Source organism: Kribbella sp. NPDC006257, from assembly GCF_040613535.1.
GTDB lineage: Bacteria > Actinomycetota > Actinomycetes > Propionibacteriales > Kribbellaceae > Kribbella.
On sequence record NZ_JBEXSJ010000057.1, the window covers coordinates 34383 to 49694 of the forward strand.

Consider the following 15312-nt stretch of genomic DNA (forward strand, 5'->3'; position numbering starts at 1 on the left):
ATCATGCCTGCCGAGAGGTCATCGCGGCACGGCACGCATGGTCAGCCGCCCGCCCTGGCTCCTCGAAGGTCCCGACGAAGGCTGTCTTGCCGACGCCGATGCTGGGGATGCCGGTCAGTACGCCGAGGTGGCAGGCGAGCCCGAAGCGCCGAGGATCGGCGAGCCCCTGGCCGTCGCAGACCAGCAGGTCGGGCGTCACCTGGAGTTTGCCGAGGGCATTCAGTAGCGCTGGCGGTCCGGGAGCCGATCACCGGCAGAGGAGACGTTCGATCTAGGGGAAGATGGGCGGCATGCGCGTGTTGATTGCTCCGGACAAGTTCGCTGGGACGTTGACCGCGGTCGAGGCTGCGGCCGCGATCGAGGAGGGCTGGCGGCGGCGGGATCCCGATGCCGAGGTGCTGGTGGCGCCGATGGCCGACGGCGGGCCCGGGTTCATCGATGTGCTCTCGGCGGTGGTGGACGGCACGCTGCTGTCGGTGACCGTGCGTGGACCGCTCGGCGACGAGGTGCCGGCGACCGTCCTGGTCGCGGGCGAGACGGCGTACATCGAGACCGCGCAGGCGTGCGGGCTGCACCTGGTCGAGAAGGACCAACGGCGGCCGGAGGACGGTACGACGTACGGCGTGGGCCAGCTGATCGCGGCCGCCATCGACGCGGGAGCCAAACGGATCATCCTCGGCCTCGGCGGCTCGGGGACGAATGACGCTGGTGCTGGTCTGCTCTCCGCACTGGGTGCCACTGCCACGGGTGGAGACCTAGTAGCCGGCGCAGCCGGATTGGCAGATCTCACCGAGGTCGATCTCGAGCCGGCCCGGACCAGAACAGCGGGGATCGAGTTCGTGGCGGCCAGTGACGTGGAGAACCCGATGCTCGGGCTGCGGGGTGCGACCAACATCTTCGGGACCCAGAAGGGGATCACCGACGAGCGGAAGCCGGCCGTGGACGGCTACCTGACCAGGTTCGCCGAGCTGGCCGGCCGGAAGACCGCTGACGCGAAGGGCGCGGGCGCAGCTGGTGGTCTCGGCTACGCACTGTTACTTCTTGGCGCGGAACGAGTGTCGGGGATCGACTTGGTCGCAGAGCTGACCGGGCTGCGCGAGAAGGCCGGCCGGGTCGACCTGGTCATCTCCGGCGAGGGGGCGTTCGACTTCCAGTCCCGCGACGGCAAGGTGATCTCCGGCGTGGCGAAGGTGGCGAACGAGGCGATGCGGCCCTGCGTCGTGCTGGCCGGCAAGGTACAGATCGGGTCGCGGGAGATGCGGACGATGGGCGTGGAGTCGGCGTATTCGCTGGTCGACGCGGTCGGCGAGGAGCGGGCGTTCGCCGATCCACACGGATCGCTGGCGGCCGTCGCGGAGCGGGTGGCCAGAACCTGGGCCAGGTAAATGGTCAGGGTTGTTGAAGCTGGAAACTGATGTGCGACCATGGGAATGGTTCCGGGACGACGGTTGTTGGCCCGGAAGACGGCGGAACTTCCGCGCGCGGCGTGCTGCCCAAAGCGGCCGGGCGCTCAAGAGATGACTGGAGTCAGGAATGACTGAAGCGCAGACCGAGCAGACCACGGCATCGGGGATCCTGCTCAGCGACGGTGCGGCGGCGAAGGTGAAGGCGCTGCTGGACCAGGAGGGTCGCACCGACCTGGCCCTGCGGGTCGCAGTACAGCCGGGCGGTTGCTCCGGCCTGCGGTACCAGCTGTTCTTCGACGAGCGTCAGCTCGACGGGGACGTGGTGGCCGACTTCGGCGGCGTCAGCGTCGTGACGGACCGGATGAGCGCGCCGTACCTCAAGGGTGCGTCGATCGACTTCGTGGACACGATCGAGAAGCAGGGCTTCACGATCGACAACCCGAACGCGACCGGCTCCTGCGCCTGCGGCGACTCGTTCAACTGAGCTAGCCAGCAAGAAGCCCCGCTCAGGGTGAGCGGGGCTTCTTTGCGTTCTCAGTGCGCTGAAACTCCTTCGCGAGCCCGCGACGGGAGGGCGAAGGTGACGGCCAGGCTGATCACGAACAGCCCGACGGCGACCAGGATGCTGGTCTTGGTGGCGCCGAGGAACTGGTGGGCCGGGATCAGCTGGAAGAAGACCGTGCCGATCACCGCGACCCCGATCGCGCCACCGAACTGCTGCATCGCGGTCAGTACGCCGGACGCGGAGCCGGCCGCCTTGTCGTCGATCGAGGCCAGGATGATGTCGAACAGCGGCGCGAACACCATGCCCGAGCCGATGCCCATCACGAGCGTCGCCGGAACCAGGTTCCAGATAGTCGTCTGCTGACCGTAGTGGTGCAAGGTCAACCAGACGCCGGCGGTCGCGACCGTCATCACCACGATCCCGAGCTGCAGCGCCTTCCGGCCGAACCGCGGTGCCAGCAGCCCGGCCGACAGCGGAGCGCCGATCGCGATCCCGAGTGAGAACGGCACCATCGCGAGGCCGGCCCGCAGCGGGCTGTAGTGCAGTCCGAGCTGGGTGAACAGGTTGAAGACCAGCATGAAGCCGGACATCGCCAGGAAGAACGAGGTGATCACGCCGAGCCCCGCGACGTACCCGCGGTTGCGGAACAGCGACGGGTCGATCACCGGGTTGCCGGACCGGCGCTCACGCCAGCCGAACAGCGCGAACACGGCGACGGACGAGATCATCATCGCGATCGACCAGGCCGGCCAGTCGAGCTCGCGGCCCTGCACCAGCGGGTAGATGAGCAGACCGCTGGCCACGCTGACCAGGAGTACACCGGCCGTGTCGAGCCGCGAAGCGCCGGGCGTCTTGAGCTCGGGCATGAAGCGCAGGGCGCCGAAGACGGCCGCCAGCCCCAGTGGCACGTTGATGAAGAAGATCATCCGCCAGCCCGAGTCGAACAGGTCGGCCTTGATCAGCAGGCCGGCGACGACCGGACCGGCGACCGCGGACAGCCCCATCACCGGGCCGAACATGCCGAACGCCTTGCCGGTCTCCTCGGCGGGGAAGACCGACTTCAGGATGGCGAACCCTTGCGGGATCATCACCGCGCCGAGGAGGCCCTGAGCGACCCGGCTGGCGATCAGCAGTTCGGGTGAGGTGGCGAACCCGCAGAGCGCCGAGGCGACGGTGAAGCCGACCGCGCCGATCAGGAACAGCCGGCGCCGCCCGACCAGGTCGCCGAGCCGGCCGAAGGTGATCAGGCCGATCGCGAAGGCCAGCGTGTAGCCGGCCAGCATCCACTGCAGCGCGGATTCGGAGCCGCCGAGCTCGGCCCGGATCGAGGGGGCGGCGATGTTCACGATGGTCGCGTCGACCAGGTCCATGATCTCGGCGAGCAGCACGGTGCCGAGCACGATCCAGCGCCATCTGTACGGCGTACCGGTGGTGGGGATGGGTGGTGCGGTGAGGGTGCTCATCGGTGGCTCCAACTGATTCGAACGGTGTTCGTTAACGAACACTGTTCTACAGACGAACACTGTTCCTGTCAAGTACAGTGTTCGCTATGAACCAGTCGCCATGGCAGCCCCTCAGCCCCGAGAAGCCCGCCCGCGCCGCCCGGGAGCCGCTCACCCGCGAGCGGATCGTCGATGCGGCGCTGCGGATCCTGCTCGACCAGGGCTACGACGCGGTCTCGATGCGGAAGGTCGCCCAGGCGCTCGACACCGGTCCGGCCTCGCTCTACGCGCACGTCGCGAACAAGGCGGAGCTCGACCAGTTGCTGGTCGACCGGGTGGCGGCCAACGTTGTGATCCCGAAGCCGGACCCGGCACGGTGGCGGGAACAGGTGAAGGAGGTCCTGCGCTCATCGCTGAACGCGATGCGGGCCAATCCGGGCGTGGCCCGCGCGGCGATCGGTCAGGTGCCGATGGGGGAGCGGGCACTGGACAGCACGGAGGGTTTGCTGGCGATCCTCAAGGCGGGCCGGGTGCCGGATCAGGCGGCGGCCTGGGCGATCGACATGTTCATGCTCTATGTCACCGCGGTCTCGTTCGAGGAGTACGTGCAGGGCGCGGGCGGCTGGACCGAGGACGAGGTCGTCACCTTCGTCGACGGGATGCGGACCTTCCTGCAGGGGCTGCCGACCGACCGCTACCCGATCACGGTGGCGCTGGCCGGCCCGCTGACCGCGGGCGCCAATCCCGACGAGCGCTTCGAGTTCGGGCTCGAGATCCTGGTCGGCGGTCTGGCGGCGATGGTTCCGCCGGAATAGTCGCCGAGACACAAAACAGCTATTGCAGATGACGCGCGCCATCTGTATCGTTCTGTGGTTGTGTCTGCATAAAAAAAGACGCCCCAAAAGGAGCATCTGTTAAAGAGAATAGCGCGGCCGGGACGGTCGTGTCAACAAAGGAAGCGAAATTGCCCGTTCGGGCAACGGTATGTCGGGGAGCGCGCGTGACCGAAAGCCTGCTGAAGCACGAGATCACTGAAGAACAAGGCCATGTGACGTTGCTGTACGAGCGTCTGGACGTACTCCGGGAACGCGCGGCGGCCGATGTCCGCCGGGTTCTCGGCGAAGAAACCGTCGGCACCGACCAGGCCGCGGCCGAACGTGAATCGCTGACCGCGCTCTATTCCCTCCGGCACACCCAGTTGTCGTCGGTGGAACGCGGATTGTGTTTCGGCCGGGTCGACAATGCCGATGATTCCACCTTCCATGTCGGCCGGATCGGAATCTTCGACGACGACTACGAACCGCTGCTGATCGACTGGCGCGCACCCGCCGCCCAGGTGTTCTACCAGGCCACGGCCGCCAACCCGCTCGGCGTGACCAGGCGCCGGCACATCCAGTTGCAGCACCGCACGGTGGTCGGTGTCGACGACGACCTGCTCGACCTCGACGGCCTCACCGAGATCGGGCGCAGCACGCTGACCGGCGAGGCCGCGCTGCTCGCCTCGGTCGCGTCGAACCGGACCGGCCGGATGAAGGAGATCGTGGCGACGATCCAGAGCGAGCAGGACGAGATCGTCCGGTCCGGGCTCCCTGGCGTGCTCGTCGTCCAGGGTGGTCCGGGCACCGGGAAGACCGTCGTCGCGCTGCACCGCGCGGCGTACCTGCTCTACACCTATCGCGAGCAGTTGTCGGACAAGGGCGTGCTCGTCGTCGGGCCGAACTCGACCTTCCTGCACTACATCGACCAGGTGCTGCCGTCGCTCGGTGAGACCGACGTGATGCTGTCGACGGTCGGTGAGCTGTACCCCGGCGTCGTCGGTACGGCGCCGGAGCCGGTCGCCGCGACCCGGATCAAGGGCCGGCTCGCGATGGCCGACGTGGTCGCCCGGGCGATCCAGGACTTCGAGCTCGTGCCGGACGAGCCGATCGATCTCAAGATCGGCAGCTTCCGGCTGCAGCTGAAGCCGGCGATGATCCGGTCGATCGGGGACCGGGCTCGCAAGCGGGACGACCGGCACAACCGGGCGCGCCGCCACTTCTTCAAGGGCGTCGTCGACGAGCTGACCCGGCAGGTGACGAACCAGGTCGGCGGCAAGTACATGGGCGAGGAGGATGTCGCGGACCTCCGCAAGGACGTGCGAGAGGACGACTACGTCCGCTCGCTGGTCAACCAGCTCTGGCCCGAGCTCACCCCGGAGGCAGTCGTCGCGTTGCTGCTGTCCTCCCCGGAACGGCTGGCCTCGGCGGCACCGCAGCTGTCCGACGACGAGCGGGCGCTGCTGGTCCGGCCGCGCGACGCCGGGTGGACGCAATCCGACGTACCGCTGCTGGATGAGGCGGCCGAATTGCTGGGGGAGGCCGAGTCGGCGATCCAGTCCCGTACTGCGGCTGTCGCCGAGCAGACCGCCGCACTCAAGGAGACCGCCGAGTACATGAAGTCGGTGATCATCGAGGAGCGCGAACAGGGTTCGGACCGGATCACCCTGATGCCCTGGGAGGTCGAGCAGTTCATCGGCCAGGCCGCGAGCCGCAACCGGGTCAGGGATCCGCTGGCCACCATCGTCGAACGCGCCTACGGCGACCGGAGCTGGCAGTTCGCGCACGTGATCGTCGACGAGGCTCAGGAGCTGTCGGCGATGGAGTGGCGGACCTTGATGCGTCGTTGCCCGCGGCGGTCGATGACGCTGGTCGGCGACATGGCCCAGACCGGTTCCGAGGCAGGGACCGGGTCGTGGGCCGAGATCCTCGACCGGTATGCGCCGAAGCGCTGGCGGACCGAGGAGCTGACTGTCAACTACCGGACGCCGGCCGAGATCATGGCGGTCGCGGCCGACGTCCTGGCAGCGATCGACCCGATGCTGATTCCGCCGAAGTCGGTGCGGGAGACGAGCAACCAGCCGTGGGTCCGCCAGGCCCTGCCGGAAGAGTTCGCCGGGGCGCTCGTCGAGGAGGTCGCCGCCGCGCAGGAAGACATCGGTGAGGGCAGGCTCGCGGTGATCGTGCCGACCTCGCGGTACGACGAACTGACGGCCCTGCTCGACTCCGAGCTGTCCGATATCGCCTACGGCACCAGGCCGTCGGTGCTCGACTCGACGACGGTGGTGCTGGACGTCAGTCAGTCCAAGGGGCTCGAGTTCGACTCGGTGATGATTGCCGACCCGGCCGCGATCATCACCGACTCCACCCGCGGTATGTCCGACCTGTACGTCGCGGTCACCCGCGCCACGACCCATCTCGGCGTCGTGACCTCAGGCGAGGTGCCCGGCGTTCTGAGCCGCGCGGCTAGGACGTGATCGGTTCCTGGAGCTCGGTGACCCACTGATCGGGATCGTCCGGAACGTCCAGGTAAAGCTCGCAGGCGGGTCCGCTGGTTCGATGACCGTTGTCGTCGAGCCAGCGGGCCAGGGCCTGCCACGACGGCAGCACACCCTCGATCGGCCCGCGGTGAACCAGGCAGGCGACTTTGACCGCGGGCCGGTCGAACACGGTGAGCCCGTTCAAGTCGGCGCCTGACGAGACCGACGCCGGTACGCCGGCCTGCAGGCGCACCAGGTCGCCAGAAGGCTCGTAGAAGCAGGTCAGCCGCCCGGCCGGCTGCACACCAGTTGCCCCAGGCAACCGCTCGCCGAGTTCGGCGCAGAGCGGCCGGATGATCGGGGTGATCTCCTCGGGCGTGAAATCGGCGGCGACGCCCGACAGTACGACGTACCGGGTGGCGGGTAGCTCCTTGACGACCACGGCCGGGAGCTCGTCGCCGAGCTCGATGCTGCGCAGGCGTGCCTCGACCTGGGTCAGCCTGGCGGCGCTCTCGGCGACCGCCTTCTCCAACTCGGCCTGGCGGAGTTTGAGCATCGCGCGGACCTCGACGAGGTCGAGCTCGTCGGCCAGCATCGTGCGGACCTGCTCGAGAGTGAAGCCGAGGTCCTTCAGGGCCACGAGCCGGTTGAGGTCGGCGAGCTGCGCCGCGGCGTAGCTGCGGTAACCGGTGGCCTGATCGACGTGGGCAGGCCGGAGCAGGCCGATCGCGTCGTAGTGCCGCAGCATCCGGACCGAGACCCGGCCGTGCCGGGCGAAATCTCCGATCGCAAACAAGGTGCCTCCTCCTCGCGATCAGAGTCTGGCAGCTGCGGCGAGTTCGGCGAAGGTGATCGCTGTGTCGTCCTCGTGGAAGGGCGCGATCACCTGGGCGCCGACCGGGAGACCGGGAGAGGCGACCGGCATGCTCAGGGCGGGCAGCCCGGTGAGGCCGGCGAGCGAGATCCAGAACACCTGCGCGTCGTACGGGCGACCGTCGATTGTGCGCTCGTCGAACGGACTGCTGTCGTGCGGGAAGGCCGTGGTGAAGCTGGTCGGGCAGAGGAACACGTCGACCTCCTCGAAGTACTGCTGCCAGGCGGCACGGGCCGCCATCCGCTTGTACTCCTGCTCGACCGCTTCGGCGGGAAGTTTTCCTTCCATCAAAGCGAAGAACAGGCTGACCTGGAAGCCGAAGAGCTCAGCTTGCTCGGCCGGATCGATTCCCGCGGGCCAGCCTTCGACAATCGTCGCGCCGGCCCGGCCGAGCGCGTCGACGGCTTGGGAGAGTGCGCTGCCGACCTCGCCAGTCACCGGGGCTTGGTCGTGGTCGAGTACGACGCCGACGCGGTAGTCGGCCAGCTTCCGGTGCCGGGGTGGTTGGAGTTGCCACCACTTGGCTCCGGTGACTCTCAAGGCGGTGCGGAGATCGGTGGCTGACCGTGCCAGCGGACCGACCGTGGAGACGGTGGGGAACTCGGTCTCGACGACAGGCGGTCCGGGTGGCTGGAAGCCTCGCAGGGGCACGACCCCGGTCGTCGGGCGGAGACCGTAGACACCGCAGTAGCTCGCGGGCAGCCGGATCGATCCCACCAGGTCCGATCCGTAGTCCAAATAGGTCATCCCTGCCGCGAGAGCCGCCGCCGCACCTCCGCTTGAGCCGCCCGCAGTACGGGTGAGGTCATGTGGGTTGCTGGTACGGCCGTAGACCTCGTTGTCGGTCTGGCCGTAGTCGGCGAGCATCTCCTGCACGTTGCTCTTGCCGACGATGATCGCCCCGGCCTCGGTGAGTCGCTCGACCACCGTCGCGTCCCAGTCCGCTACGTAGTTCGCGAAGCCCGGGTTGCCCCAGGTGGTGTGCAGACCGGCCACGTTGAAGGCGTCCTTGACGGTCATCGGTACGCCGTGCAGCGGGCCCGTCGGTTCGCTCCGGTCGGCTGCGCGGGCCCTCTCGAGCCCGTACTCCGGGCGCGTCTCCACGATCGCGTTCACCCCCGGGTCGGCGGCGATCCTGGCCAGCATCCGCTCGGTCACCTCTTCGGAGGTCACCTTCCCGGCCCTGATTCCGGCTGCGATGTCAGTTGCACTCTGGTCTTCGATCTCGGTCATGGCCTCCGGTTTAGAGGCTGACACGGTGTCAGAGTCAACGGTTTCCAGGGGTGGGCTACAGTCGGTAGTGATGGAAACCAACTCCTGAAGACGTGCGCAGCGTTCGAGGCGGTCGCTACCCGTGTGGTGGTAGCAAGCCGCCGCTGCCCGCATGTCGTGTCGCTCATCGACCGCATCCGGCGCTCTTCAGGAGATCTCTGTGTCCAGCCCTGTCCTTGGCCTGCCGTGCCTCGACTTGATCCACCCCGTCCACGATGACGTCGTACTCCGGACCGTCGTCGGCGTCGACGATCTGATCACCGGTCCCGACGTCGTTTCCCGAACACCCGGCCGCCTCATCTGCCGCATCGACGGGACCCTGCAGGATTTGTACGACCTGCGCCTCTTCAACTCCCTCGCCGTACTGGTTCCTTCTGTATCTTCCGTACTACGGTCCGCGGCGACCGGGGTGATCTCGGCTCTGCGCTCGGATGCTCCGTTGCGTTTCCGGATCGCTCCGGGCGTTCTGGATTCGTCGCGGTTGCACGTGGCGCTTGATGAACTGGGGTGGGTCGAGGACGGGAGCGATTGGTCCGTCAACTTCGTCGATGGAGTGGATGGGTGGGAGGCCGAGATCGGGCCGTTTCACTGGTCCCGTCGCTTCGGGAAGCTCGAAAGGTTGCCCTGGTCAACCAAGCCGGTCGTTGCGGAAGTTCTTGTCCGGCTGGCGAAAGTCCAGGCCGGTGATCGTGTCCTCGATCCGTTCTGTGGGAGCGGTACATTGCTTGCCGCTGCTGGTTCAGGTGGGCAGCCGGTGATCGGCTCCGACATCGACCCTAGGGCCGTTGCGATGGCACGCTCCAACCTCGTCAAGGTCGCTGCTCAGCTGACCGTCGCCTCCGCTGAACAGCTAGAGCACTCGGACGGCAGCATCGATCGGGTGATTGCGAATCTGCCGTTCGGCAAGCTTGTCGGTAGTCATACCGGGAACACTCGCCTCTATCCAGCTGCTCTCCGCGAGGTTGCCCGGGTGCTGCAGCCGAGCGGTCGAGCCGCCCTGCTGACCGACGACAAGCGGCTCTTCGAAGCGGCTGTAGCCGGCACCAAGTCCCTGAAGATCGTCCGCCGGCGGATGCTCACCTATAGCGGCGTCACGCCGACGGCCTACGTACTCACACGAACTCGGTCGCGCCGCTAAACCTTGCGGTCTGCGGCGATCAGGCCGTGGAGGTGCCAGTCGTGCCAGCCGTCGGCGTGCTTGATCGCCTGGCGGAGCGTGCCTTCGTGTGGGTAGCCGGTGCGCTCCGCCACCCGGCACGACGCGGTGTTGGCCGTCGAGTGATGGATGTTCAGCCGGTGGAACCCGATCTCGCCGAACGCCCAGTCAGACATGGCCTGCACCGATCTGGCGGCAAGGTTGTTGCCGCGAGCCTTCGGGGTCACCCAGTAGGAGATTCCGGCAGATCCTTCGTCGAGGGAGATCTCGCGCAGCCCGACCTGGCCGAGGGGCTGGTCGTCGCCGTCGACGATGGCCCAGCTCGCCGCGGCCTCGGCTTCCCAGCGCTCTTGCCATTGACCGGTCCACTCGGTCGCCTCGTCGAGACTGTCGAGTCGCCGGACGTGCCAGCGCTGGATCTCTGGACATCCGAAGGCTTCCTGCACCATGGCGGAATCGGGTTCGCGCCAAGGCCGTAGTACGAGGCCGTCGTTGGTTGTGAGGTGGGGCTGCCCGTCACCCCGGATCGATCCTGCGGACATGGCCGGCTCGACAAGCAGAGGCATACGGAGATTATGTCCTCGCGAGGGTGCGGATGAGATGGTGGCGTGGTGAGTGGTCGGTTTGATGTGGACGGGCTGCGCAGGGCGCTGGGCAGGGAGCTGCGGGGGACGGTGGCGTCCGACTCCGGGAGTCGCGGGCTGTATGCGGTGGACGGGTCCAACTACCGGGTCGTGCCGGAGTTGGTGGTGGTGCCCGCGGATCAGGAGGATCTGGCGGTTGCCGTGAGTCTGGTGGCCGCGGCCGGGGCGCCGGTGGTGTTGCGCGGTGGCGGTACGTCGATGGCGGGGAATGCGATCGGCGGGGTGGTGATCGATGCGTCGCGGCACGTGAATCGGATCGTGGAGATCGATGCCGAGCGGCAGCGGGCGGTGGTGGAGCCAGGGGTGGTGCTCACCGATCTGCTGGCGGCAGCCAAGCCGTATGGGTTGGCGTTCGGTGCTGATCCGTCGTCGGGGTCGCGGGCGACGATGGGCGGGATGATCGCCAACAATGCTTGTGGGGCGCATTCGGTGGCGTGGGGTACGACCGCGGACAACGTATTGAGTCTCGATCTGGTGCTTGCCGATGGATCTTTGCTGACGGTTGACGGTTCTGAGCTTCGCGGTGCGCGGGCGGAGGAGCTTTCCGCTGCACTGCGTCAGTTGGTGCAGCGGAACGAGTTGCTGATCCGGCGGCGGTTCGGGCAGTTCAGTCGGCAGATCTCTGGGTACGCGCTGCAGCGGTTGCTGCCGGAGTACGGGTTCGATGTTGCGAAGCTGCTGTCTGGGACGGAGGGCGGGTTCGCGGGGACGCTGCAGGCGACGGTCGCGCTGACTCCGTTGCCGGCGGCAAAGGTTCTGTGCGTGCTCGGGTTCGCTGACTCGATTGCGGCGGCGGATTGTGTGCCGGTGGTTCTTCGGCATCGGCCGCTGACGATGGAGTCGATCAACTCCGATCTGGTCGAGCGGTTGCCTCAGGAGGTCCGGGAGGTTGCGGTGCAGGCAGGTTTGCCGGCTGGGCGGGCTTGGCTGCTGGTGGAGGTGGGCGGTGTCGACGAGGTGGCTGCGGCTCGATCTGCCTCGGCGTTGATCGAGGAGTTGCGGGACAGTGGGTCTACGGCATCTCTGGTGAGCAACGCTGAGGCTCAGGCTGTGCTTTGGCGATGTCGCACCGACGCGGCTGGGCTGGCCACTCGGCGAGCGGATGGGGCTGAGGCTTGGGGTGGCTGGGAGGATGCCGCGGTGCCGCCTGAGCGACTCGGCGCTTACCTGCGAGGGCTGGATCAGCTCCTGGCTCGCCGGGGATTGTCCGGCGCGTCGTACGGGCATTTCGGCGAGGGGTGCATGCACATGCGCATCGATTTCGATTTGCTCAGTGGGCGCGGGCTTACGGCGTACCGGGAGTTCGTCTTTGAAGCCACGGAACTGGTTGTCGAGTTGGGTGGCTCGGTGTCGGGGGAGCATGGCGACGGGCGGGCACGGTCGGAGTTGCTGGCGCGGATGTACGGCGCCGACGGGGTGCGGCTGTTCGGTGAGCTGAAGCGGATCTGGGATCCGGCTTTGGTGATGAACCCTGGGATGGTGGTCGACCCGCCGCGGCTGGATGCGGATATCCGGCATCAGGGGGTGGCGAAAGATCGGAAGTTGCTGACGATGTTCGACTATCCGGACGATGGGCACGACTTCGCTCAGGCGCAGCGGCGGTGTGTGGGGATCGGGAAATGCCGGCAGAGTTCGGGCGGTGTGATGTGTCCGAGTTATCAGGTGACGCGCGACGAGCTGCATTCGACGCGGGGGCGGGCGCATCTGCTCTGGGAGATGCTCGAAGGCGAGCTGATCACGGACGGCTGGCGTTCGACCGAGGTCCGCGACGCGCTCGACCTTTGCCTTTCCTGCAAGGGATGTCAGTCGGATTGCCCGGTGAACGTGGACATGGCGAAGTACAAGGCCGAATTCACCCATCACCACTACGCCGGCCGACCGTGGCGCCGCCCGCTGTCGCACTGGTCGATGGGCTGGCTCCCCCTCTGGTCCCGCCTAGCTGCCTCCGCCCCGGGCGTTGCCAACCGTTTTGCGCGGTTGCGCTTAGTCAAGCTCCTGGGCGGCATCGCTAGTCAGCGCGACGTGCCGCCCTTCGCTTCTGAGTCCTTCACCACCTGGTTCATTGCCCGAGGCAACGGAGGTAACGGGACCGGCTCGGACAGCCGGGGCAACGGCGGTGGTACGACCGGCACGGACAACCCGGTCGGTAGGAGTGGCAGGGTCGTGCTCTGGCCTGACACGTTCACCAACTACCTGGCGCCCGAGGTCGGTCGAGCGGCGGTCGAGGTGCTGGAGGCGGCCGGATACGAGGTCGTGCTGCCGGACCGCGGTGTCTGCTGCGGCCTGACCTGGGTCTCCACCGGCCAACTGGGCATGGCCAAACGCATCATGAAGCGCTCTCTCAAAATCCTGGCGCCGCACCTCACCGCCGGTACGCCGATCGTCGGCCTCGAACCCAGCTGCACAGCCGCCCTCAGACAAGACCTCCCCGACCTCCTCCCCGCCAACCCACTCGCCGCATCCCTCGCCTCCTCGACGCAAACGTTTTCCGAGTTTCTGAGCAAGGCCGACTGGAAACCGCCGTACGTCGGTGGATCGGCTCTGGTCCAGACCCACTGCCACCAGCACGCAGTACTCGGCTTCGACGCCGACCGCCAACTCATGAAAGCGGCAGGCATCGCCGCGGAAATCCCCGACGCCGGCTGCTGCGGCCTAGCCGGCAACTTCGGCTTCGAACGCGACCACTACGCCCTCTCCAAAGCCATCGGAGAACGCGCCCTCCTCCCCGCCGTCCGCAAAGCACCCCCGACAACCCCCGTCCTAGCCGACGGCTTCAGCTGCCGAACCCAAATCACCCACAGCACCACCCGCCGCCCCCTCCACCTAGCCCAACTCCTAGCCGCCGCCCTACCCCCAACCCACACCACCCACCCCGTCCCCTCCCCACCCAACCCTTAAGCTCACCTGACCACCCACGCCAAGAGCCTTCCCCCACGGCGCCCCAGCCCGTCCGCCCGAGCGCCCCTCCGCCCGCTCCGCCTGAGCGCCGCCTCCGCCCGGTCCGCCTGAGCACTGCCTCCGCTCCCTCCGCCTGTCCGGTCCGCGTGAGCACTGCCTTCGCTTGCTCCACCGGAGCGCCGCCTGTCCGGTCCGCGTGAGCACTGCCTTCGCTGGCTCAGCCTGAGCGGCGCCTATCTGGTCCGCCTGATCACTGCCTTCGCTCGCTCCGCCTGAGTCCCACCCTGACCGCTTCGCTCGCTCCACCGGAGCGCCGCCTGTCTGGTCCGCCTGATCACCGCCTCCGCTCCCTCCGCTTGAGTCCCACCGTGACCGCTCTACCTGAGCCCACCTCTGGCAACTCCGGCCAAAGTGGATCTGAAAGCACTTGCCTAAGGCAACTGAACGAAATTGGCATCGCCCACAGAACAAGGGTTTCAGGATTTTGCGTACTCGAAACTCTGTTCTAATATAGACACATGACTACGACCGTCGTCGCCCCATCCAGCCCGCCGGGCTGCAGCAATCCGTGCTGCAACGGAGGGCAGGATGCCGACGGCCGACCCCAGTCCGGCGATCCGGGTTTCGGTGGGGAATTGGGCTCGGAGGTGTCTGGTGTTGGTGACTTGTCGTGGTGCGATGAGTTGGCCGACCTGATAGAAGCCGGTGTGCTGGAGGTGCCGGAAGATCCTGAGGCGCCGGACGGTCCGCGGCATCTCGACGAGTTCGACCTGCGCGACGAAGCGCTCGGTTATCAGATGTCGCGGGTCGACGTGCTGGAGTGGGAGCTGTGGGCAGGTATCGACCAGGACGAGGCCGAGAAAACCCTGCTGGAATTGAAGGCACCCGCCTGGGTGTCCCTGCCCCCAGGCGCCGACCTGGCCGCGGCACTGGAACCGGTCCGCCCGCAGACCGAGTCGCCCATCGCGCTGATCGAGCTGATGAAGGCCTCCACCCGGCTGACCTCGTGGAGCCAAGCGCTCACGATGTCAGCGATGGCGTCGTTCTACCGCCGGCGCCAGGCCCAGGCCACTGAGTTCCCGCGCCCCGGCGAGATCGATTCCCACGGCCGCCCGATCGATCCCGAACGATCCTGGATGGCCGAGATCGCCGCCGCCCTCAAACTCTCACCCGACACCATCGCCCGCCACATCGATACCGCGCTACGCCTGACCAGCGTCCTGACCGCCACCCACACGGCCCTGCGGTGCGGCGCGATCACCCTGTCCAAGGCGATCGCGATCTGCGACGCGACCCGCCCCCTGACCGATGCTCAGGCCCGCGCCGTCGAAGCCCACGTCCTCAAACGCGCCGCCTCGCAATCCCACCAGAACCTGCGCAAGTCCCTGCGCACCCAGGTCGCCCACTACGACGCCAAGAATGAAGCCGACCGCCACCGCGCCGCGAAAGCCGAGCGCGAGGTCCGCCTCATTCCGCTCCCCGACGGCATGGCCGCCCTCTGGATCGTCCACACCGCCGAAAAAATCCAGCAGATGTGGATCGTCATCCAAGCCATGGCCGACCTAGCCAAACGCCCCACCAAAACCCCAACCACCCCCGCCCCCAAGCCGGCCTCCGCCCCGACTTCCGCCCCGACTTCCGCCCCAACCTCCGCCCCGGCCTCGGCCCCGACTTCCGCCCCGGCCTCCGAGCCGACCTCGGCCCCGACTTCCGCCCCGACCTCCGCCCCGGCCTCCGAGCCGACCTCGGCCCCGACTTCCGCCCCCGCCCCCCCCCCCCCCCACCCCCCCCCCCCCCAACCCACCCACCCCCCCCCCCCC

Annotated in this window: 12 protein-coding genes; 7 read left to right on the forward strand and 5 right to left on the reverse strand. The window is 67.6% G+C overall.

Annotated features, from left to right (window positions below):
• Position 1: 1 nt before the first annotated feature.
• Positions 2 to 223 carry an endonuclease V gene (locus ABZ004_RS38885; protein ID WP_355687094.1) on the reverse strand — a complete coding sequence of 74 codons (222 nt, stop codon included), beginning with the start codon at positions 221 to 223 and terminating at the stop codon, positions 2 to 4.
• Positions 224 to 290: 67 nt separating this feature from the next.
• Between ABZ004_RS38885 and ABZ004_RS38890 the strand changes: the two genes are divergently transcribed.
• Together ABZ004_RS38890 and ABZ004_RS38895 are read left to right on the forward strand one after the other, a co-directional pair.
• Positions 291 to 1385 (forward strand): glycerate kinase, encoded by a 1095-nt coding sequence (locus ABZ004_RS38890; RefSeq protein ID WP_355687076.1) that lies wholly within the window; start codon positions 291 to 293, stop codon positions 1383 to 1385.
• A gap of 148 nt (positions 1386 to 1533) precedes the next feature.
• On the forward strand, positions 1534 to 1890 hold the full coding sequence (locus tag ABZ004_RS38895; RefSeq protein WP_355687078.1) for an iron-sulfur cluster assembly accessory protein: 357 nt from the start codon (positions 1534 to 1536) through the stop codon (positions 1888 to 1890).
• 50 nt (positions 1891 to 1940) lie between these two features.
• Here the strand turns inward: ABZ004_RS38895 and ABZ004_RS38900 are convergent, their stop codons facing one another.
• Complete coding sequence (locus tag ABZ004_RS38900) at positions 1941 to 3374, reverse strand: DHA2 family efflux MFS transporter permease subunit (protein ID WP_355687079.1); 1434 nt, start codon at positions 3372 to 3374, stop codon at positions 1941 to 1943.
• Positions 3375 to 3460: 86 nt separating this feature from the next.
• Between ABZ004_RS38900 and ABZ004_RS38905 the strand changes: the two genes are divergently transcribed.
• On the forward strand, positions 3461 to 4168 hold the full coding sequence (locus ABZ004_RS38905) for a TetR/AcrR family transcriptional regulator (RefSeq protein WP_355687080.1): 708 nt from the start codon (positions 3461 to 3463) through the stop codon (positions 4166 to 4168).
• A 185-nt stretch (positions 4169 to 4353) separates the two neighbouring features.
• Positions 4354 to 6645, forward strand: coding sequence for an ATP-binding domain-containing protein (locus ABZ004_RS38910; RefSeq protein WP_355687082.1), 2292 nt, complete (start codon positions 4354 to 4356; stop codon positions 6643 to 6645).
• On the opposite strand, the gene ABZ004_RS38915 is transcribed toward ABZ004_RS38910, so the two are convergent.
• A complete protein-coding gene (locus ABZ004_RS38915; protein ID WP_355687083.1) occupies positions 6635 to 7444 on the reverse strand; it encodes a MerR family transcriptional regulator in 810 nt (269 codons plus the stop codon). The genes ABZ004_RS38910 and ABZ004_RS38915 overlap by 11 nt on opposite strands.
• 18 nt (positions 7445 to 7462) lie before the next feature.
• The gene (locus tag ABZ004_RS38920) at positions 7463 to 8755 is read right to left on the reverse strand and encodes an amidase family protein (RefSeq protein WP_355687085.1); all 1293 of its coding nucleotides are present in this window, start codon (positions 8753 to 8755) and stop codon (positions 7463 to 7465) included.
• Positions 8756 to 8954: 199 nt separating this feature from the next.
• Here ABZ004_RS38920 and ABZ004_RS38925 point away from each other — a divergent pair, with 199 nt between their 5' ends.
• Positions 8955 to 9932, forward strand: a complete 978-nt coding sequence (locus ABZ004_RS38925; RefSeq protein ID WP_355687086.1) for a methyltransferase domain-containing protein — start codon at positions 8955 to 8957, stop codon at positions 9930 to 9932.
• Here the strand turns inward: ABZ004_RS38925 and ABZ004_RS38930 are convergent.
• Complete coding sequence (locus ABZ004_RS38930) at positions 9929 to 10516, reverse strand: GNAT family N-acetyltransferase (protein ID WP_355687088.1); 588 nt, start codon at positions 10514 to 10516, stop codon at positions 9929 to 9931. The genes ABZ004_RS38925 and ABZ004_RS38930 overlap by 4 nt on opposite strands.
• Positions 10517 to 10561: 45 nt before the next feature.
• Here ABZ004_RS38930 and ABZ004_RS38935 point away from each other — a divergent pair, with 45 nt between their 5' ends.
• Positions 10562 to 13492 carry an FAD-binding and (Fe-S)-binding domain-containing protein gene (locus tag ABZ004_RS38935; protein WP_355687090.1) on the forward strand — a complete coding sequence of 977 codons (2931 nt, stop codon included), beginning with the start codon at positions 10562 to 10564 and terminating at the stop codon, positions 13490 to 13492.
• Positions 13493 to 14010: 518 nt separating this feature from the next.
• On the forward strand, positions 14011 to 15312 hold a 1302-nt coding region (locus tag ABZ004_RS38940; RefSeq protein WP_355687092.1), incomplete at its 3' end, for a DUF222 domain-containing protein.

Bases quoted from the DNA above. Each gene is read 5' to 3' on its own strand.
- ABZ004_RS38890 (WP_355687076.1), top strand. From the start codon at position 291: ATGCGCGTGTTGATTGCTCCGGACAAGTTCGCTGGGACGTTGACCGCG.
- ABZ004_RS38905 (WP_355687080.1), top strand. From the start codon at position 3,461: ATGAACCAGTCGCCATGGCAGCCCCTCAGCCCCGAGAAGCCCGCCCGC.
- ABZ004_RS38920 (WP_355687085.1), bottom strand. From the start codon at position 8,755: ATGACCGAGATCGAAGACCAGAGTGCAACTGACATCGCAGCCGGAATC.
- ABZ004_RS38900 (WP_355687079.1), bottom strand. From the start codon at position 3,374: ATGAGCACCCTCACCGCACCACCCATCCCCACCACCGGTACGCCGTAC.
- ABZ004_RS38895 (WP_355687078.1), top strand. From the start codon at position 1,534: ATGACTGAAGCGCAGACCGAGCAGACCACGGCATCGGGGATCCTGCTC.
- ABZ004_RS38930 (WP_355687088.1), bottom strand. From the start codon at position 10,516: ATGCCTCTGCTTGTCGAGCCGGCCATGTCCGCAGGATCGATCCGGGGT.